The organism is Wenzhouxiangella sp. YN1, from assembly GCF_056324145.1.
In genome coordinates this window covers 116,238-137,486 of the sequence record NZ_JBJNIO010000123.1, presented here as the reverse complement: position 1 = coordinate 137,486, position 21,249 = coordinate 116,238, and the positions used below count along the sequence as shown (strand labels likewise).

18 protein-coding genes are annotated in these 21,249 nt (G+C 65.2%); 11 read left to right on the top strand and 7 right to left on the bottom strand.

Annotated features, from left to right (window positions below; genetic code table 11):
- Nucleotides 1-25 precede the first annotated feature (25 nt).
- Both ACEWQZ_RS04785 and ACEWQZ_RS04780 read left to right on the top strand, forming a co-directional pair.
- Nucleotides 26-1,021, top strand: coding sequence for an AAA family ATPase (locus tag ACEWQZ_RS04785; RefSeq protein ID WP_476481923.1), 996 nt, complete (start codon nt 26-28; stop codon nt 1,019-1,021).
- Nucleotides 1,018-2,400 carry a DUF58 domain-containing protein gene (locus ACEWQZ_RS04780; RefSeq protein WP_476481922.1) on the top strand — a complete coding sequence of 461 codons (1,383 nt, stop codon included), beginning with the start codon at nt 1,018-1,020 and terminating at the stop codon, nt 2,398-2,400. Before ACEWQZ_RS04785 ends, ACEWQZ_RS04780 begins: the two co-directional genes overlap by 4 nt.
- Here ACEWQZ_RS04780 and ACEWQZ_RS04775 read toward each other — a convergent pair.
- Entirely contained in the window at nt 2,397-3,455 is a 1,059-nt protein-coding gene (locus ACEWQZ_RS04775) for a porin (protein ID WP_476481921.1), read from the bottom strand. The two genes, ACEWQZ_RS04780 and ACEWQZ_RS04775, sit on opposite strands and share 4 nt — an antisense overlap.
- A 123-nt stretch (nt 3,456-3,578) precedes the next feature.
- On the opposite strand from ACEWQZ_RS04775, the gene ACEWQZ_RS04770 reads away from it, so the two are divergent.
- Together ACEWQZ_RS04770 and ACEWQZ_RS04765 are read left to right on the top strand one after the other, a co-directional pair.
- Nucleotides 3,579-4,151, top strand: coding sequence for an NnrU family protein (locus ACEWQZ_RS04770; protein WP_476481920.1), 573 nt, complete (start codon nt 3,579-3,581; stop codon nt 4,149-4,151).
- 7 nt (nt 4,152-4,158) lie between these two features.
- Nucleotides 4,159-5,919, top strand: coding sequence for a chloride channel protein (locus ACEWQZ_RS04765; protein WP_476481919.1), 1,761 nt, complete (start codon nt 4,159-4,161; stop codon nt 5,917-5,919).
- 30 nt (nt 5,920-5,949) lie between these two features.
- Here the strand turns inward: ACEWQZ_RS04765 and ACEWQZ_RS04760 are convergent, their stop codons facing one another.
- Entirely contained in the window at nt 5,950-8,136 is a 2,187-nt protein-coding gene (locus tag ACEWQZ_RS04760) for a TonB-dependent receptor (RefSeq protein WP_476481918.1), read from the bottom strand.
- 118 nt (nt 8,137-8,254) lie between these two features.
- Nucleotides 8,255-10,066 (bottom strand): TonB-dependent receptor plug domain-containing protein, encoded by a 1,812-nt coding sequence (locus tag ACEWQZ_RS04755; protein ID WP_476481917.1) that lies wholly within the window; start codon nt 10,064-10,066, stop codon nt 8,255-8,257.
- 173 nt (nt 10,067-10,239) lie between these two features.
- Here ACEWQZ_RS04755 and pyrC point away from each other — a divergent pair, with 173 nt between their 5' ends.
- From pyrC to ACEWQZ_RS04725, 6 genes are all read left to right on the top strand, one after another.
- Entirely contained in the window at nt 10,240-11,274 is a 1,035-nt protein-coding gene (gene pyrC, locus ACEWQZ_RS04750; RefSeq protein ID WP_476481916.1) for a dihydroorotase, read from the top strand.
- A gap of 116 nt (nt 11,275-11,390) precedes the next feature.
- Nucleotides 11,391-12,347, top strand: a complete 957-nt coding sequence (locus tag ACEWQZ_RS04745) for an L-threonylcarbamoyladenylate synthase (protein WP_476481915.1) — start codon at nt 11,391-11,393, stop codon at nt 12,345-12,347.
- 175 nt (nt 12,348-12,522) lie between these two features.
- The gene (locus ACEWQZ_RS04740) at nt 12,523-13,965 is read left to right on the top strand and encodes a sensor histidine kinase (RefSeq protein WP_476481914.1); all 1,443 of its coding nucleotides are present in this window, start codon (nt 12,523-12,525) and stop codon (nt 13,963-13,965) included.
- Complete coding sequence (locus ACEWQZ_RS04735; RefSeq protein ID WP_476481913.1) at nt 13,962-14,471, top strand: hypothetical protein; 510 nt, start codon at nt 13,962-13,964, stop codon at nt 14,469-14,471. The genes ACEWQZ_RS04740 and ACEWQZ_RS04735 overlap by 4 nt, the downstream gene beginning before the upstream one ends.
- A complete protein-coding gene (locus ACEWQZ_RS04730; RefSeq protein WP_476481938.1) occupies nt 14,464-15,849 on the top strand; it encodes a sigma 54-interacting transcriptional regulator in 1,386 nt (461 codons plus the stop codon). The genes ACEWQZ_RS04735 and ACEWQZ_RS04730 overlap by 8 nt, the downstream gene beginning before the upstream one ends.
- A gap of 299 nt (nt 15,850-16,148) precedes the next feature.
- The gene (locus ACEWQZ_RS04725) at nt 16,149-16,427 is read left to right on the top strand and encodes an EF-hand domain-containing protein (RefSeq protein ID WP_476481912.1); all 279 of its coding nucleotides are present in this window, start codon (nt 16,149-16,151) and stop codon (nt 16,425-16,427) included.
- A gap of 151 nt (nt 16,428-16,578) precedes the next feature.
- Here the strand turns inward: ACEWQZ_RS04725 and ACEWQZ_RS04720 are convergent, their stop codons facing one another.
- From ACEWQZ_RS04720 to ACEWQZ_RS04705, 4 genes are read right to left on the bottom strand one after another with little or no spacing between them, the layout of a single operon-like run.
- Complete coding sequence (locus ACEWQZ_RS04720) at nt 16,579-17,058, bottom strand: hypothetical protein (RefSeq protein ID WP_476481911.1); 480 nt, start codon at nt 17,056-17,058, stop codon at nt 16,579-16,581.
- Entirely contained in the window at nt 17,048-17,296 is a 249-nt protein-coding gene (locus tag ACEWQZ_RS04715) for a hypothetical protein (protein ID WP_476481910.1), read from the bottom strand. Before ACEWQZ_RS04715 ends, ACEWQZ_RS04720 begins: the two co-directional genes overlap by 11 nt.
- A gap of 11 nt (nt 17,297-17,307) precedes the next feature.
- Nucleotides 17,308-18,324: a cbb3-type cytochrome c oxidase subunit II gene (locus ACEWQZ_RS04710; RefSeq protein ID WP_476481909.1), complete on the bottom strand. Its 1,017-nt coding sequence runs from the start codon at nt 18,322-18,324 to the stop codon at nt 17,308-17,310.
- On the bottom strand, nt 18,321-19,763 hold the full coding sequence (locus tag ACEWQZ_RS04705; RefSeq protein ID WP_476481908.1) for a cbb3-type cytochrome c oxidase subunit I: 1,443 nt from the start codon (nt 19,761-19,763) through the stop codon (nt 18,321-18,323). The genes ACEWQZ_RS04710 and ACEWQZ_RS04705 overlap by 4 nt, the downstream gene beginning before the upstream one ends.
- An 89-nt stretch (nt 19,764-19,852) precedes the next feature.
- Between ACEWQZ_RS04705 and ACEWQZ_RS04700 the strand changes: the two genes are divergently transcribed.
- Nucleotides 19,853-21,223: an acyltransferase family protein gene (locus ACEWQZ_RS04700; RefSeq protein WP_476481937.1), complete on the top strand. Its 1,371-nt coding sequence runs from the start codon at nt 19,853-19,855 to the stop codon at nt 21,221-21,223.
- The last annotated feature ends 26 nt before the right edge of the window (nt 21,224-21,249 follow it).

Genomic DNA, 21,249 nt, shown 5'->3' with positions numbered 1-21,249 from the left:
ATATCCAAATCACGGGAAAACAGCAATGAACCACGACAGGAACGATCCGACAACGCCGACGCTGGATGGCGAGCGCGCAACGGCGCTGGCTGCTGAACTGATCACGGCGCTCGAGGGCGTCGTCCTTGGCCAGCGCGCGGTGGTCGAACAGGTAGTCGCGGCCCTGATTGCCGGCGGCCACGCGCTGATCGAGGGCGTGCCGGGTCTGGGCAAGACCCTGCTGGCGCAGAGCCTGGCGGCCTGCATTGCCGGCAGGTTCTCGCGCATTCAGTTCACGCCCGATCTGATGCCAGCCGACATCACCGGGCATGCGATCTACGACCTAAAGAGCGAGCGCTTCCGGCTTCGCCGCGGCCCGGTGTTCTGCAACGTTCTGCTGGCCGATGAAATCAACCGCGCACCGGCCAAGACCCAGGCCGCCCTGCTTGAAGTAATGCAGGAACGCCAGGTCACCATCGAGGGCAAGGCGCTGAAGGTCCACGATCCGTTCATGGTGCTGGCAACCCAGAACCCGATCGAGCACGAAGGCACTTACCTGCTGCCCGAAGCGCAGCTCGACCGCTTCTTGATGAAGATCCTGATCGACTATCCCGACGCCGAATCCGAGCGCAAGCTGGCGCTCAACGTGGCCGGCATTCGCGACGACCTGGTGACCCTGGCGCAGACCCTCGAACCGCTGCTCGACACCGCCACCGCCCTGGCGCTGCGCGCCCATGCGCGCCGGGTGCACATCGATACCGCCCTGGCCGATTATGCCGTGGCCATCGTGCGCGCCAGCCGGCAGTGGCCAGGCATCCATATCGGCGCGGGTCCGCGCGCCAGCATCGCCCTGCTGCGCGCCGGCCAGGCCGCGGCCGTGATCTCCGGGCGCGATTTCGTGGTGCCCGACGACATCAAGCGCTTTGCCGCGCCGGTGATGCGCCACCGCATCCTGCTCACGGCCGAGCTGCAGATGGAAGGCCAGACGCCCGATCAGGTGCTTGCCCGCCTGATCGAGGACCAGCAAGCGCCGCGACAGTGAGCTCCTTGGAGCGCGCGCCTCGCCAGCCGGCCGGCTCGAAGCCTCGGCCCACGCGCCGCCTTCTCAATGCAGCCGCCGCCTGGCTGCTGCTCGGCCTGGCGCTGCGCTTTGTACCCGCACTCACGTCGGCCTGGCCGCTGTGGCCGGCTGCTGGCGGCATGCTGGCCGCGCTGGCCCTGATCGACGCCTGGCGCCTCTGGCGCGAGCGCCCGGAACTGAAGATCGAGCGCCGCCTGCCGGCCACCTGGCCGCTCAACGCCGCGGTCAGGGTCGAAACCACGGTGTCGCACCGGGCCGGGCGCAAACTGTCTCTGCTGGTTCACGATCTGTTTCCCCAAATCTGCCGAGCCGAGCATCTGCCGCAGCGCATCGACCTGGCGCCGGGCCAGACGGCCACCATTGGCTGGCAGGCCACCGCGACCCGGCGCGGGGCTTTTCGCCTCGATGCCTGTCATATCGCTCGCCGCTCACCGGCCGGCTTGTGGTGGCTGCGCGAAAGCATCAGCGCCCCGACGGCGTTTCGGGTCTATCCCGATTTCAACCTGGTCAGCCGGTACGGGCTACTGGCCGGCGCGCACCGGCTCGATGACATGGGCATTCATCTCGACCGCCGGCGCGGCAGCGGTTCTGAATTCGAGCAGCTGCGCGAGTACCGCGAAGGCGACAGCCTGCGCCAGATCGACTGGTCGGCCACGGCCCGAACGCGCAAGCTGATCTCGCGTGAGTATCAGGCAGAGCGCAACCAGTCGCTGGTGTTCGTTCTCGACACCGGTCACCGCATGCAGGCCCTGGACGGCGAGCTGAGCCACTTCGACCACTGCCTCAACGCCATGCTGCTGCTTGCTCACGTGGCGCTCAAACAAGGTGATGAAGTTGGCCTGCAGACCGCCGGCGATGCCCGCGACCGGGCGCGCGTGCTGCCGCCGGCGCGCGGCCAGCGCCAGTACGCCGCCCTGCTGGAGAGCACCTTCGACCTGCAGCCAGGCAGCGCCTACCCGGACTTTGCCGCCGCGGCCAGTCGCTTTCTCGACCGCCAGAGGAGACGCTCGCTGGTGATCGTGCTGACCAATCTGCGCGACAGCGACCACAGCGAGCTGTTGCGCGCCCTCGGCCGGATCAGGCAGCGCCACCTGGTCATCCTTGCCGACCTGCGCGAGCGCTTGAGCGAAACACAGGCGTCCCGCCCGGGCGGATCGGGCACAACCGGCTTCAACCGGGCTCTGCTCGAGTCGGCCGCCTCGCTCTACCGCGAGCAGCGCAAGGCCGCCACCGCCCGCCTGCGCCAGCGCGGCATCATCCATCTTGACGTCCTGCCCGATGAGCTGCCGGCCGCCCTGGTCAGCCAGTACCAGCGCCTCAAGTCCGAGGGCATGCTCTAGCTGGACGTGCGGCTGAAGCGCTGCTTCCAGCTAAAGCGAAAGCCGATATCAAGCAGCGTTTCAGAACCTGTGCGGTCGCGATCGGTGTAGCGGACGCCGGCATGGCCGGCAATGTGGGGCGACAAGCGGCGCTTGAAGCCGACGGCAAGATATTGACCATCGTCGTTTCGAGCACTGCTGTCGATGAAGCGACCGTAGCCCAGGGACAGCTGGCCGACCTGCGCATCGTAGGCCCCGCTGAAGAACGCGAAATCACCGTGATCGAGCCCGCGCCCGCGAAACTCGTACTGGCTGGCGAACGCCCAGCGACCCTGTCGATAACGGACACCGAGCTGGGTGCCGCTGCGACTGCCGGCGTCGCGATCACCGGCGTCGAGGTGCGCCAGGGAAAGCTCGGTATTGCCCAGCGGCAGGCTCAGTGAGGCGGAATACATCGAGCCCTGATCAGGCCCGGACGGCCCACCGTCGGTTTTCGAATAGAAAGCGCGCAGGTTGACGCCACGGATCGTCGCGCTGTAGTCGACGCTGTCGTTGTGGTAGCCGCCATGGCCCAGGGCACCGCCGGAACGAGCGGCGTTGGTGCGCGCCTGCAGCGCCGTGGCGTTCATGGTGTCCCAGCCAAGGCCGGCCAGCTTGTAGGGTGTTTCCAGCCGACCCAAGCGCACGGTGCCAAAGCTGCCCTGCAGGCCGGCATAGGCATCGCGGTATTTGCCGCGTCCGTCGGGCAGCCCATCCATATTGAAGTTGAACGCAAAGCGCCCGATCACCTTCAGGTGCGGGCCAAGCCGGTGCCCCGCATCGATGAACACACCGCTCCAGTTATGACTGTTCGGGCGGCCGGCGCCCCAGCCATCGGTGAGGTGCAATCCGTCCTCGCCGGTCGCCTCGGGAATGGCTCCGGAGGCATTCACAAGCTCGACCTGGGCGCGTCCCAGCAGCTGAAGATAGGTTGTTTCTTCCGCGGCCACTGCGCTGCCCGACGACGTCAGGGAAGCCAGCAGGAACAACAGGGAAATCGTGCACGCCAGTAATCCCGACGCTACTTTTGGGGTCATCACTCAGGGCCTTCAACACAGCGCTTCAGTCAGCGGCTGAGTGTACACCGTCGGCGGGACGCCGGCTGGCACTCTCTGTCGCCGGCCTTACAATGGAAAGGAATGTAGAAGGGAGAAAGTGCAATGTCTTTGCTTGTTGCCGGTCTGCTGCTGTTTCTCGGCGTCCACTCGATCAGCATCGTCTCGTGGCGCTGGCGCGATTCCATGGTCGCGAAGATGGGCGAGCTGCCGTTCAAGGGCGTCTACGGCCTGATTTCCATCGTCGGCCTGGTGCTGATTGTCATCGGCTACGGGCAGGCGCGGCTGGAGCCGATCTGGCTGTGGCATCCGCCGGCGTTCATGCGCCATATCGCCATGCTGCTGATGCTGTTTGCCTTTCCCGCGCTGGTAGCCGCTTACTTTCCCGGCCGCATCCAGCAGGCCCTGAAACACCCCATGCTGGTGGCGGTCAAGGCCTGGGCGCTGGCGCATCTTCTGGTCAACGGCACGCTCGCCGCGGTGCTGCTGTTTGGCGGTTTTCTGGTTTGGGCTGTGGTCGATCGCATCTCGCTCAAGCGTCGCCCGGCGCGCACGATTCCGCAGCTGCCGCGCTCGCGCGCCAATGATGCAATCGCCATCATCGGCGGGCTGGCGATCTATATCGCCTTCGTCTTCTGGCTGCACCCGCTGCTGTTTGGCGTAGCCATCATCCGCTAACCGGTCGGTGAGCGATACTGGCCAACCCCTGCCCCCAAGCCCCGAGCGCGGCAACCTGCTGCGCCGGATCATGGCCATTGTCGTGCTCGGGGTTCTGGTCGGCATGGCAGCGGCCGTGGTGGCCAACGCCTTCGTTGGCTCGTTCGTATGGCTCAACGACCTACTGCTGATTTCGGCTGCGAGTCGCGCCCAGGAATCACGCGCCTGGCTGGTCACGCTGGCCATTGTGGTGGTGCCTACAACCGGTGGGCTGATCGGCGGGATCCTGCATCGTTTCATTCCCGAACGCCAGCCGCATTCGCCGTCGGACCTGATTGCTGCGGTGCAGACGCGGCGCGGGCGACCGCCATTGCGCGCCGGACTGTTGACGGGCCTGTCGAGTCTGATTTCGCTGGGCTTTGGCGCTTCAGTGGGCCAGTACGGCCCGCTGGTGCATATCGGCGGCACGGTCGGCTCGCTGCTGTCACGGCTGCTGCGCGCCCGGCTGACAAGCCAGAATGCCGCCATTGCCTGCGGCGTCGCCGCGGTCATTTCCACCGCTTTTCACGCGCCGATTGCCGGCATCCTGTTTGCCCATGAAGTGATCCTGCGCCACTTCGCCCTGCGCGCGTTTGCACCAATTGCCATCGCTTCGGTGCTGGGCCACGTCACCTCGCGACTGGTGTGGCCGCAGCCACCGCTTTTTTCCGTCGCCAGCGTCGAGGTCGCCCATCTGTGGGAATACGGTCTGTTCATCGCGCTGGGCATTGCCAGCGCGCTGGTGGCGGTCAGCTACATGTCGGCGCTGCTGCAAATGCAGTATCTCGCCACGCGCCTGAAGGTTCCGGCGCTGCTGCGCCCGGCAGTCGCAGGCCTGGGCCTGGGGCTGGCTGCACTGTGGGTGCCCGAGGTTCTTGGCCTTGGTCTGGACACGCTGCGCCAGAGCTTTATCGAAGGTGGCTGGCCGCACTGGGAGCTGTTGCTGATCATGGTGCTCAAATTGCTGGCCACGGCCTGGTGTCTGGGCATGGGTTTTGCCGGTGGTGTGTTCAGCCCGGCGCTGATCGTTGGCAGCCTGTTTGGCGCGCTGTTCGGCAGCGTCGTCGGCTATCTGGCCGGTGCATTGTTCGGTGTTGATGTATCCGCGCAGATGGTCTACGCCATCTGCGGCATGGTGGCTGTGGCCTCGCCGGTCATCGGCGCACCGCTGACCATCGTGGTGCTGGTATTCGAAATGACCTCGAGCTACGAGCTGACCATTGCTGCGCTGGCCAGCGTCGCCCTGGCCAACCTGGTAGCGTCAAGATTCTTTGCCCGCTCGCTGTTCGATCAGGAGCTGGCCAAGCGTGGCCACGATCTGTCCGGCGGCCGCAGCCAGGCCATTCTGCAGGTCCACGGAATCCGCGAACTGCTGTCCGAGCAGTACGTCAGCCTGCGCCCCGACACGAACGTCGGCCAGGCGCGCAACGCCATCCTTGAAGCGGCCCGCGCCCGCGCCTATCTGACCGACGACAAGGGCCATTACATCGGCACGATTCACTTGCACGAAATTTTCCCGGCGGACGCCAGCGAGTCAATCGAGGACTGGTGCGACCGCAGCGCACTGACCATGCGCGAAGACGAGACGATCTGGGGTGCGATGAATGCCATGCGCCGCTTTGTCGGCGAAAGCGTCGCCGTTGTTGACGCCGAGGGTCGCCTGGTGGGCGCCATCTACGAGTCCGACCTCATCGGCGCCTATCTGGAACTGCTCGCACAGATACGCAAGGAAGAACACGCCGCCGCCTGAGCCCGCCCGGAGGGCGGGCCGCGACGCGCTTCAGAATCGTCCGCGCACACCCACGCTCAGATCCCGCCCCGGGAGAGGCGCGAACGCCTTTAGAAACGAGGTGTGCACGCGCGCTTCTTCGTCGAGCAGGTTGGAGAGCCTGGCAAAGACCTCCAGCTCGGAATATCCAATCGCGAAGACATGGGCGATGTTGAGGTCGAGCATGTCGTAACCCGCCGTCGGGGTTTCTTCCGGTGCCAGGTGACGGGCCGAGCGCACGCGCTTGTAGCCCAGGCTGCCCCGCACGTCGCCGAGATGCCAGTCTAGATTGGCGACATAGCGGCCGGGAGAGATTCGCGGCAGCTGCTCGCCGGAGTCGAACTCGGCGCGCACCCAGTCGTAGCCCAGCCGCAGGTCAAAGTGACCGAGCACGCTGTCGGGCAGGTGCCAGATCGCCTGCAGCTCGCCGCCATGGAAGGTGGCATCCTGCTGTTGACTCTGATACAGCGGCAGGCCGGCACGCACTTCCCCGGTTCGGTGCAGATAGATGAAGTCATCGATGGTGTTGTAGAACAGCGAAGCTTCCAGATCGAGTGCCTCCGAATGCCGATGCACGATCAGGTCGAGACCGCTGGTGACCTCCTTGCCCAGATCAACGGCGCCGCGCTCGTAGGTAAAGGTCGCCGGATGCGGCCCCTCGGCGAACAGATCGGCCTGCGTCGGGGCGCGCTCGGCGTAGGCGTAGTTCAGCGATGTCTGCCAGCGTTCGTTCATCTGCCAGAGCGCGCCGACACTGGCTGAAGCCGTTGTGAAGCTCTGCTTGACGAGCCGGGCAGGCGCGCGCACGTTTTGGCGCTGGCCGTTGGCGGCCGGATCGTGTTCCTGCGGCTCGAGCAGCTCGTCAACCTCGATCTCATTGTGCTCGACCCGTGCACCCAGGGTCCAGGTGAGCGGGCCGCTGCGCTTTTCTTCGAGCACAAATAGGGCCCCGCTGCGGGTATCGCCGTCCGGCACGTAGGCCTCGTCGCCCATGGCGGCAAGTGTCTTCTCCTCAAGCTGCAGTCCCAGCGCGCCGCGCCAGCCGGCCAGCGGTCGGTGCTCGAGCTCAAGCCGGCTGCTCCAGGCTTCGACGTCGAACACGGTATGCGCATGATCGCCAGAGCCATGTACCGCGTCGCTCGGGTTGAGCGCGCGTTCGGCGTGCGTGTAGTCGCTGTAGCTGGCCCGCAGCGTTGCCCGCAAGAAGCCCGGCAGCGGATCGTCGAGCCGGCCCTTGGCATCCCAGCGCGTTTGTTCGAGATCAACGTAGACGTCTTCGTCGTCGTGATCGTGCTCGTCGGCATGAACATGTCGCGACAGCAGCGCGGGCCGGAAGCGATTCCCGCCCGGATGCTCATGGCCCGAATCAGCCGGCCCATGGCTGTGCGGCGCTGGAATGCCGTACTCGGTTTGGAAACGTTTGACCGCAATGCCGAACATGCCGCGCTTCCCGATCCAGCTCAACCCGGCAGAACCCGATTGCGACTCGACAAAACTGTTGGGCAGCCTGCCCGGTTTCTCGTCATCGCCGGGCTCGGCCGTGCCGGGAATACTGTAATCGTCGGCATCGCGCCAGGAGCCGGCAATGTTCCAGGCCCACTGATCGCCGCCACCGTCAAGCCGCAATACGCCGGTGCGCTCGTCGGAGACGGTATTGCCGCGCAGCTCGAAGCGCCCCTCGAGCGCCCCCATCGGCGCTCGCTCAGGAATGCGGCCGTCGATGATATTGACCACACCGCCGACGGCGCCGGAGCCGAACAGCAGCGTTGACGGCCCGCGCAGCACCTCAATGCGGTCTATCAGCATCGGCTCGACGCTTACGGCATGGTCGTCGGACTGCGCCGAGACATCGACGGCCGGCAGGCTGTCTTCCAGGATCTGTACGCGGCCACTGCCCAGACCACGAATCACCGGCCGCCCGGCACCGGGGCCATAGCTTGTCGAGTGAACGCCGGGCTGCTGCATCAGGGTATCGCCCAGAGTCAGTCCGCGGCGATCGTCGAGCTCTTCTCCCATGAGCATGTCGACCGGCTGTGCCGATTCCAGCTTGCTGCGCCTGAGTGGCAGAGCGCTGACCTCGACCCGGTCGATCTCATCATGCTCATAGTGCGACTCGTCCTCCTGCGGAGAATCGGTTGGCGTCTGTGCCACGGCGGCGAGCGACAGCAGCGCGGCCGGCAGAAGACTCGTTCGGATCATGTACAGCTCCACGGTGAAAGAGGTGTAATGTTATATCAATACACCGTCGCTGTGAAGAGTGATCGAGGCCTTGAACAAGCCAGCCGCGAATGCCCACCGCGCTGACAACCGGACGCGCTCACCAGCCCACGGCGACTCCGGCGTAAAGCCAGCGGCCGGGCAGCTTGGCGAAGCCGCTTTCAACCAGGCGCCTATCGAGCAGATTGTTGCCTTCGACAAAGAGCTGGAGATCGGCAAGCTGCCAGCTCAGACGCAGATCGAGCAGCGTGCCCGCCTCCCCGGAGCTGCGCTGGCTGTATCGCGCCCGGGTGGTAAGGCCAAGCGTATTGCTCAGGCGCCAGACGGCGCCGGCGATAATGCCCAGCTCGGCGTAGTCAAGGGCATACTTGATCTGCAGCCCGCGACGGTCGAGGCGGGTGTCGAGCACGGTTGCGGCCAGGTCAACCCGCTCGAGCCGTTTGCCGGAGGGCAGCCACTGCCATTCCAGTTCGGCGCCGCGGCTGCGGTGGCCGTCGAATCGCCGGGCCTGCCACTGCACCTCACCGGGCAGGCGTGCCCAGTCGATCAGCGCGTCGGTGCGGCGCTCGAACAGGGCCAGGTTGACGCGCTGCGCTGCCGCAAGATAACGCAGGCCGATTTCTGCATAGTCCGAGCGCTCTGGCCCGAGGGCGGGGCTGCCGCGGTTGCCCGAGCTGTCCAGGAACAGTTCGGTATAGGACGGCGTCCGGGCCGAAGCGGCCCAGGACGCAAAACTCACCCAATGTTCGTTCAGGCTGTACTTGAAGGCCAGCGACGGCAGACCGTAGCCGCCATGATCGCTGTAGTCGACCAGCGATAATCCGGCCTCGATCTCTGCGCGCTCTCCCAATGCATGCCGATGCACCAACCATGCCTGGGACTCGTCCCGGTCATGCTGATCGAGCGCGTTCGAATCGATACGCTGGCGCGAGTAAGCCGCGCCCACCGCCGTCACCGCCCCGGCGTGGTGGCGACGTGCCGACACCCGCAGCCCCTGAACCCGTGTGGCGTGGCGGTTGATGTAGGCTGCGCCGGCAATCAGGGTGCTAAAGTGATCATCGTGCTCGCGCCAGAACAGGCGTGGCGTCACCTGCCACTGGCCAGCCGACGCGTCAGCCGACAGCCAGGCGCTGCGCGTCTGCGTGCGTTCGCGCTGGTCGGGAAAGTCGGCGGTATAGAACTTCCAGGCGCCGAAATCGCGATTTTCGCCCCCCAGCCCCCAGCGCAAGGTGGCCTCTCCCAGCGCCGCCGTGCCGGTATAGAGTCCGCGAACCATGTCGGCATCGGCCCGACGCGCCGACAGGTGCCCATCGGTCTTGAGACCATCGACGCTGACCCGATGGCCGCTCTGGCCCCAGGGGCCGGCTGCAGACAAGCCGCCGGAGCGGGTGCGATAGCTGCCGACGCGCGCCTGCGCCGACAAACCGGCATCGCTGGCGCTGCGGGTGACCACGTTGATCACGCCACCGGTTGCGTTGCCGCCGTAGGCCATGGCGCCCGGCCCCTTGATCACCTCGATACGCTCGATATGCGCGACCGGCACCGGCAGATTGAGATTGTGATGACCGGCCTGGGGATCACCCATCGGCATGCCGTCGAGCAGCACGATGGTCTGTTCAACGCCGGTACCGCGGATGCCGATATCGGCCTGTACCCCGGGCTCGCCGCGACGCTGCACATCCAGCCCGGCCACGCCGGCAAGCAGGTCTGCCACGGTTGGCGCCGGCCAGGATTCGATCCAGTCACGATCGATCACGGTCACCGACTGAAACGACTCCAGCAGCGACGCCCCGGTCGGGGTGGCGGTAATCACGATCGGATCAAGCCATTCGCCACGGCGCGCATCGGCCATCGCCGGGCTGACAATCACCGCAACCAGCAGCGCCACGCCGAGGGCATGGGATGTATTCAAGCTCAAATCACGCTCCTTCAGGGGTCTGGAAAGAGCGACAGTATACCGGAATTGTATTTTTTGGTTTACAGGCTCCCTTGTCGGTCCGGACACACAACCAGACCCGGTCGGGGTGCACTAGAATGGCTGCATCTCCCAACGATGCAGCAACTCGCTCCAAGGCCTGAAGACCCGTGAAACGACTGACCATCAGACGCCCCGACGACTGGCACCTGCACCTGAGAGACGGCGACATGCTGGCGGCGGTGGCGCCGGCCACCGCGCGCGTGTTCGGCCGCGCCATCGTCATGCCCAACCTCAAACCACCGGTGCGCACCGTGGCCGACGCGGCCGCCTATCGCGAGCGCATCCTGGCGGCCCTGCCCGCGGGCAGCCGCTTCGAGCCGCTGATGACGCTGTATCTGACCGAGACCACCACGCTCGATGACATTCGCGCTGCAGCTGAAAGCGACTTCGTCCACGCGGTCAAGTACTACCCGGCCGGAGCGACCACCAACTCGGACTCGGGCGTGCGCGATCTCGAACGGGTCTTCCCGATTCTCGAGGCGATGGAAAGACACGGACTGCCGCTGTTGCTGCACGGCGAGGTCACCGATGGCGACATCGACGTCTTCGACCGCGAGGCGATCTTCATCGAGCGCCATCTGGAAAAGCTGAGAGCGCACTTTCCCGAGCTGAAGCTGGTGCTCGAACACGCCACCACCCGGGAGGCTGTCGACTACGTCAAGACCGCGCCCGGGCCGATCGCAGCAACCATCACCGTCCACCATCTGATGTACAACCGCAACGCCCTGTTCGATGGCGGCCTGCGCCCGCATCACTACTGCCTGCCGCTGATCAAGCGCGAAACACATCGCCGGGCGCTGGTCGAGGCCGCCACCAGCGGCAGCGAACGCTTCTTTCTGGGCACCGACAGCGCCCCGCACCCGCAGCACGCCAAGGAGTCCGACTGCGGCTGCGCCGGCGTCTACTCGGCACCGGCCGCCATCGAGCTGTACACGGAAGTCTTCGAAGCCGCCGGTGCGCTCGACCGGCTCGAGGGCTTCGCCAGCCTGCACGGCCCGGCCTTCTACGGCCTGAGCGCCAGCGAAGAACGCATCACGCTGGAAAAGCGTGAATGGAGCAATGATGCGAAACTCCGTGCCGGCGACGAAACCATCGTGCCGCTGCGCGCCGGCGCCAATATTGGCTGGCAGGTCACCGGCTGAGGAGCAGCAATGCACTGGCACCTGATTCCGATGCCGTTGCGGGAAAACGCCGCCGTCGACCCGCTCACCCTCGGCCAGTGCGGTGTGATAGCGCAGCATCTGAAAGGCTCGCCGCCATGATCCGCCTGGGCAGCAGCAGCGAAGACATCGAGCGCGCCGCCGGCATGCTGCGCCGCGGCGAACTGGTGGCCATCCCGACCGAAACCGTCTACGGCCTGGCCGGCGATGCTGCCAACCCCGATGCGATACGCCGTATATTCGCCGCCAAGGGGCGCCCGGCCGACCACCCCCTCATTGTCCACCTGCCCGACAGCAAGGCAATGGACCACTGGGCTGCTGAAGTCAGTGCAGCCGCGCGGCAACTGGCGAGCGCCTTCTGGCCGGGCCCGCTGACCCTGATCGTGCGCAAGGCCGCCGAGGTAGCCGACAGCGTGACCGGCGGCCAGCCGACGGTGGGTCTTCGTGTTCCCGGCCATCCGCTCACCCTTGCCTTGCTGAAGCGCCTGGGCCGCGCGGTTGCAGCCCCTTCGGCCAATCGCTTTGGCCGGATCAGCCCGACGACCGCCGATCACGTCATCAACGAATTCGAAGGCCGTGACAGCGTCGCTGCCGTGATCGACGGCGGCCCCTGCGAAGTAGGTGTCGAGTCGACCATTGTCGACTGCAGCGGGCGCCGGCCCCGCGTGCTGCGTCCCGGCATGCTCAGCCTGGAGCAGCTCGGCGAGGTGCTCGGCAGCCCGCCCGAAGTGGCCGGGGCGTCGGAAGGTCCGCGCACTGCAGGCCGCCTGCCCTCGCATTACGCGCCTCGAACCCGGCTTGAGCTGGTAACCACCGAAGCGCTCTCCGACCCCGATCCGGATGCGGCGGTGTTGGCGCTGACAGACACCCCCGACCCGGGGGGCTTCAGAGCCTGGCAGGCGTTACCCGATGACCCGGCGCAATACGCTCGCGGCCTCTACGCCGTCCTGCGTCATCTCGATGACCGTGGCGCCAGTCGGATTCTGGTCCAGCGCCCGCCTGATTCACCCGCCTGGTCGGCCGTTCACGATCGGCTGTCGAGAGCCGCCGCCTGAGGCCGGACACGCCCGGCCTGCTTGTACCCGAAGCGCTCCGGGCCGATACTGTTGCCTGCCGTAAAGCACTCATCAGAGACTCATACGCGCCTTGAACCGCCCGGAAAGACGGACGCAGCAACAACGGGGGGCAAGAACTCGCCGTAGCGCACGCTGGCGTGGCTGGCGCCGACGTTTGCGCACTCAGTCGGTTCTGACTCTGCTGCTGGCCGGATTTGCGCTGGTGGCCTTTCCTCTGCTCGTGGGCCTGATCGTCTCCGGCCAGCAGATCGACCGCGTGACGCGGCAAAGCGAGAAGCTGCTCGAGCGTTCGATTTCCGCCACGCAGTCAGCCCGACAGATCAGCGACCGGGTGATTGCCTTCGAGCGCTCTGCCCGCCAGTACCGGATTCTGCAGGATAGCGACGCAAAAGCCAGTCTGCGCGAGCGCCATCAGGCGCTCAGCGCTGATCTCGACACCTTTAACGCTGTGGTCGAACGTCAGGATCTGCGCGAGCAGGTCAATGCCATGCGCCAGAGCAGCCAGAAGCTGTATCAGCTGATTATCGAACCTCGCACCAGCCGCGAATGGCCGGCTCGCCTGGCCGCGTCCTTCGATGCGCTGGGGGAGGCCGCCAACAGCCTGCTGATGGCCACCGAAACCACCTCGCAGCACGAACTTCAGCGACTGGAGGCCATGGGCGAGTCGGCCCGCAACGTCTCCGTCCTGAGCCTGGCATCAACCGTCCCGGTGGCCGTGCTGCTGGCCTTGCTGATGGCGAGCTTCCTCAACCGCCGCATTCGGCGACTGGATCGGAGCATGCGGGCACTCGCGCAACCTGAACACGCGCGCATCGAACAGGTCAACAGCCCGCGCGATCTGCGCGCCCTGTCGATCCGGCTGGAGTGGGTTCGCCGCCGGCTGGTTCGCGGGGAACGCGAGCGTCAGCAGCTGGTTGGCCAGGTCTCGCATGAGCTCAAGACACCGCTGAGCGCAATTCGTGAAGGCACCAGCCTGCTTGCCGATCAGACTTTCGGCCGTCTGGGCGAGCAGCAGCGCGAAGTCATCGGCATCATCCAGGCGAACATCGTACGCCTGCAGGAGCAGATCGAGAACCTGCTGCGCTTCAACCGGCTCCGATCACGCCCCGATCCGATGTGGCAAGATGACATCGCACTGGACGAACTGGTCGAGAACGTACTCGACAATCATCGACTCAACCTGGAAGCCCGTGACATCAGCGTCCGGCGCAAACGCTCCCCGGAGGTCAGAATGCGCGCCGATCCCGACATGCTGACCACGGCCATCGACAATCTGGTGTCCAATGCCCTCAAGTTTTCCCCGGCCCACGGCAGCATCGCAATCGGGGTGGAAAAACGCGGCAATCGAGCGCATATCCTGGTGGCCGATCAGGGCCCCGGCGTACCCGCCCAGGATCGCAGCCGGTTGTTCGAGCCCTTTTACCGCGGCAGCGGCCGGCACAGCCGCAGCCGCCCGGGCAGCGGTCTGGGGCTTGCCATCTGCCGCGATATCGTTCGCGCCCACCAGGGCAGTGTTCGCCTGATCGACAGCGCGAACTGGTCCACGGTTGTCGTGATTGAGCTACCCATTGCATCGTCAGGAGATGCTCGCCAATGAAGTGCTCGCCCAGAACCCCCGCAGTTGTCATCGCATGCGTCATCGTTCTTTTGCTCGCCGTTGATCTCCAGGCCGCAGCGGACGAAATCGACAGCGCCGACATCATCAACCGCGTCGAGCGGGTGCAGCGGGTCAGTGCCGAAACCGCCGCGACCTGGTACGCCGGGGTATCGAATCTCGACGCCTGGCTCGCGCAGCTGGAACAGGCACTGCTGAAAACGCTTGGGCCGGGCAAGCTGCGCGACGCACGATCGGGCCTGCAGATGCTCGAGACCCTGCTCGAAAACCGGCCCGCCGAAAACACTCGCATCACCGAAGACGCCCTGGAGACGCTGTCGGTAGTGACCGAGCTGGTCCGCCGCAGCATCAGCGCAGAGGAACAGCGCGATCGCGTCGCGTCCGAGCTGGAGCGCGAACGCAAGGCTCATCAACAGACGCTGGAAAAGCTTCGGGCGCTGCGGGAAATCGACCAACAGCTCGACGAGCGCAAGGACAGTGATGGCTAAAGCCATGGCCGACGAGCACAACGACCCGCCGCGTGAGATGGAAGCCCCCCGGATTCTCCTGGTGGACGACGACCCGGGGCTGCTGCGACTGATCAGCCTGCGGCTGGAGTCCGGGGGCTATACCGTCGATACCGCCGACAGCGGCGAGGCCGCGCTGGGCCGCGTGGCAGCGCGTGCCCCGGATGCGGTGATCACCGATCTGCGCATGGAGGGCATGGACGGCATGGCCCTGTTCCGTCAACTGCGCGAGCGCGATCCTGCCCTGCCCGTCGTCATTCTGACCGCCCACGGCAGCATTCCCGACGCCGTGGCTGCGACCCGCGAAGGCGCCTTTGCCTTTCTCACCAAACCCTTCGAGAGCGCGGAACTGCTTGCCACCATTGCCGAGGCAACCGACGGCCGCCGTGGCGAGCCGAGCCGAGAGGCAGGCTGGCGCGCCGGAGTCGTCACGCGCAGTCACGTCATGGAAACGTTGCTGTCCGAGCTGGAGCTGGTGGCCGAAAGTGATGCCAGCGTGCTGATCATCGGCGAAAGCGGCAGCGGCAAGGAGGTCATCGCCCGCGCCGTTCACAAGGCCAGCCCGCGGCACGACGGGCCCTTTGTGGCGATCAACTGCGCGGCCGTTCCCGCCGAACTGCTCGAATCCGAGCTGTTCGGCTACCGCAAGGGCGCCTTCACCGGCGCCGAAAGCGACCGCGATGGTCTCTTCGTCCAGGCACGGGGCGGCACTCTGCTGCTGGATGAAATCGGCGACATGCCGGCCGCCTTTCAGGCCAAACTGCTGCGCGCGCTGCAGGAAAAGCAGGTGCGTCCCGTTGGTGCAGCCGAAGAAGTCGACATCGACGTGCGCGTCGTGTCGGCGACCCATCGCGATCTCGAACAGGCCATTCGCGACGGCCACTTTCGCGAAGACCTGTTCTACCGTCTCAACGTCGTCCAGCTCGATCTGCCGCCGCTGCGCGACCGGCCGGAAGACATCGTCCCGCTGGCCGAGCATTTCCTTGCCCAACTGCAGGCCGACCGCCCCGCGAGCGAGCGGATTCAGGGCTTCTCGCGCGAGGCATTGCGCGTGCTGCTGGGCCACGACTGGCCCGGCAACGTGCGCCAACTCGCCAACGTGGTCGAGCAGGCTTGTGTGCTCTGCCGCAAGGGCCCGGTGCCCGACAGCCTGATTCGACGCGCGCTGCGCCGGGATCCAACCGGAGTGCGGCCCCTGGCCGAGGCGCGCGATGCGTTCGAACGCGACTACCTGGTGCGCATCATGCGCATGGCCGAAGGCAACGTCAGCGAAGCGGCCCGCCTGGCCGGCCGCAACCGTACCGAGTTTTACCGCCTGCTGGGGCGCCACCAGCTCGAGCCGGCTGATTTCAAGGAATGATCCCGCCGCTCTGGCGGCTCAGCACCCACAATTGACCACTTTATTTACCTGACTTTTCAACACCTTGCGCCACATGTCGCTCTCTGGCGACAGTCCCGGCGCCGCTACCGACGGGCTTTGTCGTGGGAACACCGGACCAGCGTCGCCTGCAGGCAACAGGTGTTACCGATACCGCACGGGCCTGGAAACGCAAGTTACTGAATCTAAAACTATTTTCCAACTTGGCACGGCAGCTGCATTAATCAGGGCGAGTCACACGAGACTCACAATTGGAAAACACTACATACAAGGAGTTGACCATGATGAATCTCAGCAAACAATCCCTGTTCGCCCTTGGTATCGCCCTGACCTTTGCGGCCTCGTCGGCCATTGCGCAGAATCCGCGCTTCGACGAGCTTGACGCCGACGGTGACGGTTACGTGAGCAAGAGTGAAGCACGTGCCCTGCCCTGCCTGGCGGATGCCTTCGACGACATCGACAAGCAAAGCGAAAAGGGCCTGAGCCAGAGCGAATACAGCTCGGCGGTTCAGCAGCACTGCAACCAGTCCCAAGGCGAGTCGGACTGGCCGCAGGCATAAAAAAGAACGGAGCCGTCCTGCCCTGACGGCAACATGAACCGTTCATCCCAAGCCGGTTTGCCCGTCGACCCGAAAGGTCGGCGGGCTTTTTTTCATGCCTGCGGATCAGCGCCCCTGATTCGGTCGCCTGCCCGCAGGCCAGTACGCCGCTTCAGTCGGGGCCATCCGCGGTTTCCTGCGGGCTGCTGTAGGTCGGAGTATCTGCCATGTCGGCCGGCGGGCTCCACTGACGCAAGCCATAGAACGCAGCAAAGGCGACGATGAAGATCAGCAGCACCCAGATCCAGGTCGGGATGGGCGACGGCGTTTCCGCGCGCGAGGGCTCCCAGTACAGTTCACCGCGGCCGCCATAGGCGTTGACCAGAATCGGAATGTCGCCTTCGAGCACGTCGTTGTCTCTGACCCCGTTGACCGAGATGCCCGGCCCATTGCGCACGGTAAAGGGAATGGAGCGCACCCCTTGCTGACCGTTGCTGTCCCAGGCCTTGATATGCAGCGTATGCGGACCGTCAGCCAGGCGCGTGGTATCGAGCTGGAAGCGCGCCGGCGGCCGATGAACCACGATCGGATCCGGATCGTCATCCAGATAGGCCTCGATACGATTGCGATCCTCTGTCTTCTCAGTTGTCATCACGATCACCCTGACCTTCTTCATCCAGAATTCGGCGCTTGATATGCTGCTGGCTTTTTTCGCCGGGGCGCAGAAAGTATTTGATCGTCAGGACCAAGACCGCGATGACAACGACCACGCCAATGCCGACGATCGCGTATTCGATCACGCTATGCTCCTCGGCGCTTTCCGCCGCGTGTGCCAGAGCATGACACAGCGGCTGCAAGAACACCGCAGCAAGTATCAGCACCATCTTCATCCAGTGCGTTCTCATTGGTTCTGCTTACCCTCCTCGCGCCGGGCCGCAACATCATCGGGGCTGACCGTCGGTGCGTCATTGCCCCAGCTGGTGCGCTCGTGGTTGATCATGGCGGCGATTTCGTCATCGCTGAAGTGCCCGAACGGCGGCATGGGCGAGCCATAGGTCTGGCCATTGATCTCGCGGCCATGGGCACCAAACAACACAATATCGATATGTTCAGTGGGATCGTCGGCGACCACAACCGGGTCATCGACCAGCGGCGGAAAAGCGCCGGGCACGCCCTGCCCGCTGGCCTGATGGCAGGCTGCGCAATTGTTGCTGTAAAGCGTTTCACCGTTGGCGGTTGTCGTCGACGCTGTTGTCTTCGCTTCGGATTCATCTTGCGACTTTTCGCGAGAGGCTCCGGAAGCAGCCGCGCCCGCTCGCCGCTCGATCGGCTGCTTGAGCGCAAACAGATACGCCACCAGCGCCTGGCCGCGATCATTGGGAACCACCTGCAGATCGTCTCCGGGGGCAAACTCGTCAGGCAATGGCACAACGAAAGCATCCTCGTCCGGGTTGTCGGTGACCTCGAACAACCACGGATAAGCCGGCATGATGGAGTCTTCAACCACGGTACGCGGGTTGTACAGATGCATGTACTGCCACGTTTCAGCCGGCTGGCGCGAGCCGACGTCGGAAAGGTCCGGGCCGATTCTCGCGCTGCCCAGCACCGCCGGGGCATAGGGTCGCCACATATCCAGTGGCCCACCGATGCGGGCATAGTCATCGCGCGCAGACGGACGGCCGAAGTCCGCATCCATCTCCAGCGGCCGGACCTGCTGGGTATGACAGGCAACGCAGCCCTCGGCAATGTAGACGCCCAATCCTTCTCTTTCCAGGTCGGAGAGCGTGTCGCCGGTGTAGTTGACCTCGACCTGAGCCTGGGTCCAGTAGGCCGGCGCAATGCCAACGATGATGCCCAGGAAGATGAAGCCGAAGAAGATGGTGCCAAACAGCATCCAGTGATTACGATGGAAGCTCACGCCTGCACCTCCTCTGCTGCTGCACCACGGGGTGCTCCGTCACCCTGCGGACGCATGCGCCACAGGTTCCAGGCAAACACCAGATGCGAGAGGAACATCAGGGTACCGCCCACGGCTCGCCACAGATAGAACGGCTCCATCAGCGTGACCGAGCGCATGAAGGGCGCATCCGACATCCAGCTGTAGCCCTGCAGAGTGCCGCCGATCATCAACGGAGTGGAGTAGAGAACGAGGCCAACGAGAGCAAACCAGAAGTGCACTCCGGCCAGCAGGGCGGACGGCTCACGCCCGGTCAGGCGCGGCAGCAGACCGTAGATGCCACCCCAGATCAAAAACACCACGAAACCGTACATCGTCTGATGCGAGTGGGCGACGGTGAAGTTGGTGAAGTGCCAGACCTTGCTCAGCGAACGGAAGGCCTCGAAGGTGCCCTGTAGCGAGAACACGAAGTAGCACACGACCCCGACGAGGATAAACGGCAAGCTGTAGCTGCGGGCGATGGTGCGTCCGCTGCCTTTCATGGTCATCAGGAAGTTGCCGGTTCCGGCCGCCAGCGTAACGATCATGCCGACGCTGAAAATGATGGCCACCGTCTGCAGCGCCCAGGGCGTGGGCGCATAGATGAAGTGATGCGCGCCGATCATGCTGTAGAAGACCATCTGCGTCCAGAAGGCCAGCACCCCCAGAGAATAGGAATAGATCGGCTTGTTGAGCAGCCGCGGCAGGAAATAGTAAGTGGCCCCCAACGCCAGCGGGGTGAACCACATGCCCACGCCCATGTGCATGTAGTAGCCCTGGATGATGGTCTGACTGACGCCGGTGTTCTGATAGGTCGGAATATGCGCGATGACCATCAGGGCGACAGTCCACAGAAAGCCGCCCATGATGTACCAGTTGGAGATATAGATCTCCTCGATGGCCCTGCCGGCAATGGTGCGGATGAGGTTCCATGCCACCATGATGACCCCGGCGGAGAACACGCCCATCACCGGCCAGATGAACTCACGATATTCCTGGCCGCCGCTGTTGATGCCGGCCATCAGCAGAAGATCGCCGACCAGCACCGCCAGGTTGATCAGACCGAGCGCCACCCAGGCCTGCGGAATGCTGTGCAAGCGCCTCTGGCTGGTCTTGGGCACCACATAAAGCGCCAGCCCGATCAGTGACAGCGAGCCCCAGCCCCAGAACACCGTATTGGTGTGCACCGGGCGCAGGCGCCCGAAAGACAACCAGGAAATGTGATCGAGGTCGGGCCAGGAAAACTTGAGGCCCAGATACTCGCCCGCCAGCGTGCCGATGATCAGCCAGAAGGTGCCAAAGCCGATGTAGGCAAATATCAGTCGCGTCCAGGCAGCATCGGAGTCGGGGGCCGAGGCCACGCGCGACTTGCTGACCACAAAGGGCCGCTCGGGCGGCAGCAGGGTGGATCTGTCGGGCATTGTCGTTGTTGACTCTTGGTTAAAAGGGTATTTGAGATGCATTATAACAATTTCTTGACCCGGGTCATTGCGTTTTCCGGCGCCTTGGCCTGGCGCCGCCGCGCACGCCGACCCGGGCGGCGTTTATACTCGGGTTTTGTCTCCTTCAGGAGCGCACCCTGAGCTCGGCCCGGGACCCTCAACGCGATATCTACCCCGACGCGCTGCGCGCGTTGGCGCTGCTGGTCGTCGTCTTCGGCCACTGGCTGGCCACGCTGCCGCGGCTGGCCGACGACCGGCTGATTGCCACCGATCACATCCTCAAGGTCTGGCCCGCGGCCGGGTTGTTCACCTGGCTGGTGCAGGTGGTGCCGCTGTTCGTGTTCGTCTCGGCTGCCGTGAGCACTCAAGGCGTGACCCGCCGCCTGCACCAGGGCCATTCGCAAACCCGGTGGTGGGGCGCCCGCGCCCTGCGCCTGGCCCGGCCCACGCTCACCTACATGGCTGCGCTGACGCTGCTGGCCGTCATCGCACAGTTCTCCGGTGGCCGTGTTCTTGGCGCCTTCGGCGGCTCGCTGACCATCCATTTGTGGTTTCTGGTCATGCTGCTGGCCGTCCAGGCCCTGCTGCCGGCGGGCGTGACCGTCGACCGCCGGTTCGGACTGAGCGCGGTGGTGGCGCTGATCGCGCTGGCCGCGGCTGTCGATATCCTTCGCGCCGGCGCCTTCTGGCCCGCGCAGTGGGCCAGCCTGGGTGCACGCGTGACCGCCACCGAAGGCGGCATCGGCTGGCTCAATGCGCTCTTCGTCTGGCTGCTGCCGCAGCAGCTCGGCATCGCCTGGAAACGGCGCCGATTTCACGGGGCGCTGGCGGGCCTGGGGCTGCTTGCGCTGGGCGCAGCCTGGCTCGTCGCTGCCGTCAAAAGCGGCTACCCGGTCGGCATGGTCGGGCTGGATTTCGAGGGCAACAGCAACATGCTGCCGCCAACGCTCGCGCTGATTGGCGTGATGTGGCTGCAGGTCGGCCTGGTGCTGCTGTGCGAAAAACCCGCGCGCTGGCTGCTTGATCGCGAGCGCCTGGCGGGCATCGTCGCCTTTCTCGGCGCCTTCGGCATGCCGCTGTATCTGTGGCACAAGCTGGCCGAGCTGCCCGCCGCCTGGCTGGGCGAGAAACTCGGCGCGCCCATCGACGCCGGCACGCCTGGCGATCCCGGCTTCTGGAGCGGCCGGCTGTGGTGGCTTGGCCTGTGCCTGCTGATGGTCGTGCCGGTGCTGGCGATCGTCGCCTGGATCGAAACACACCGCCGCAGGACACCGCCCGCTAGCGATTCCACGCCCGCCATCCTGGCCGGCGGTTTCGCCCTGTTCGCCGGCCTGGCCGGCGCGCTGGTCCTGGGCGCCGGCCCCGGCGCAATCATCGGGCTGGTTGGCGTTGGCCTGGCTTCGCGGCTGCTTCGTCAGCATCAGGAAAATGATATTTAGCATTGACGCTAATTAGCGTGCCTGTT

Bases quoted from the DNA above. Each gene is read 5' to 3' on its own strand.
- ACEWQZ_RS04785 (WP_476481923.1), top strand. From the start codon at position 26: ATGAACCACGACAGGAACGATCCGACAACGCCGACGCTGGATGGCGAG.
- ACEWQZ_RS04775 (WP_476481921.1), bottom strand. From the start codon at position 3,455: ATGACCCCAAAAGTAGCGTCGGGATTACTGGCGTGCACGATTTCCCTG.
- ACEWQZ_RS04770 (WP_476481920.1), top strand. From the start codon at position 3,579: ATGTCTTTGCTTGTTGCCGGTCTGCTGCTGTTTCTCGGCGTCCACTCG.
- ACEWQZ_RS04760 (WP_476481918.1), bottom strand. From the start codon at position 8,136: ATGATCCGAACGAGTCTTCTGCCGGCCGCGCTGCTGTCGCTCGCCGCC.
- ACEWQZ_RS04745 (WP_476481915.1), top strand. From the start codon at position 11,391: ATGATCCGCCTGGGCAGCAGCAGCGAAGACATCGAGCGCGCCGCCGGC.
- ACEWQZ_RS04735 (WP_476481913.1), top strand. From the start codon at position 13,962: ATGAAGTGCTCGCCCAGAACCCCCGCAGTTGTCATCGCATGCGTCATC.
- ACEWQZ_RS04730 (WP_476481938.1), top strand. From the start codon at position 14,464: ATGGCTAAAGCCATGGCCGACGAGCACAACGACCCGCCGCGTGAGATG.
- ACEWQZ_RS04725 (WP_476481912.1), top strand. From the start codon at position 16,149: ATGATGAATCTCAGCAAACAATCCCTGTTCGCCCTTGGTATCGCCCTG.
- ACEWQZ_RS04720 (WP_476481911.1), bottom strand. From the start codon at position 17,058: ATGACAACTGAGAAGACAGAGGATCGCAATCGTATCGAGGCCTATCTG.
- ACEWQZ_RS04715 (WP_476481910.1), bottom strand. From the start codon at position 17,296: ATGAAGATGGTGCTGATACTTGCTGCGGTGTTCTTGCAGCCGCTGTGT.
- ACEWQZ_RS04705 (WP_476481908.1), bottom strand. From the start codon at position 19,763: ATGCCCGACAGATCCACCCTGCTGCCGCCCGAGCGGCCCTTTGTGGTC.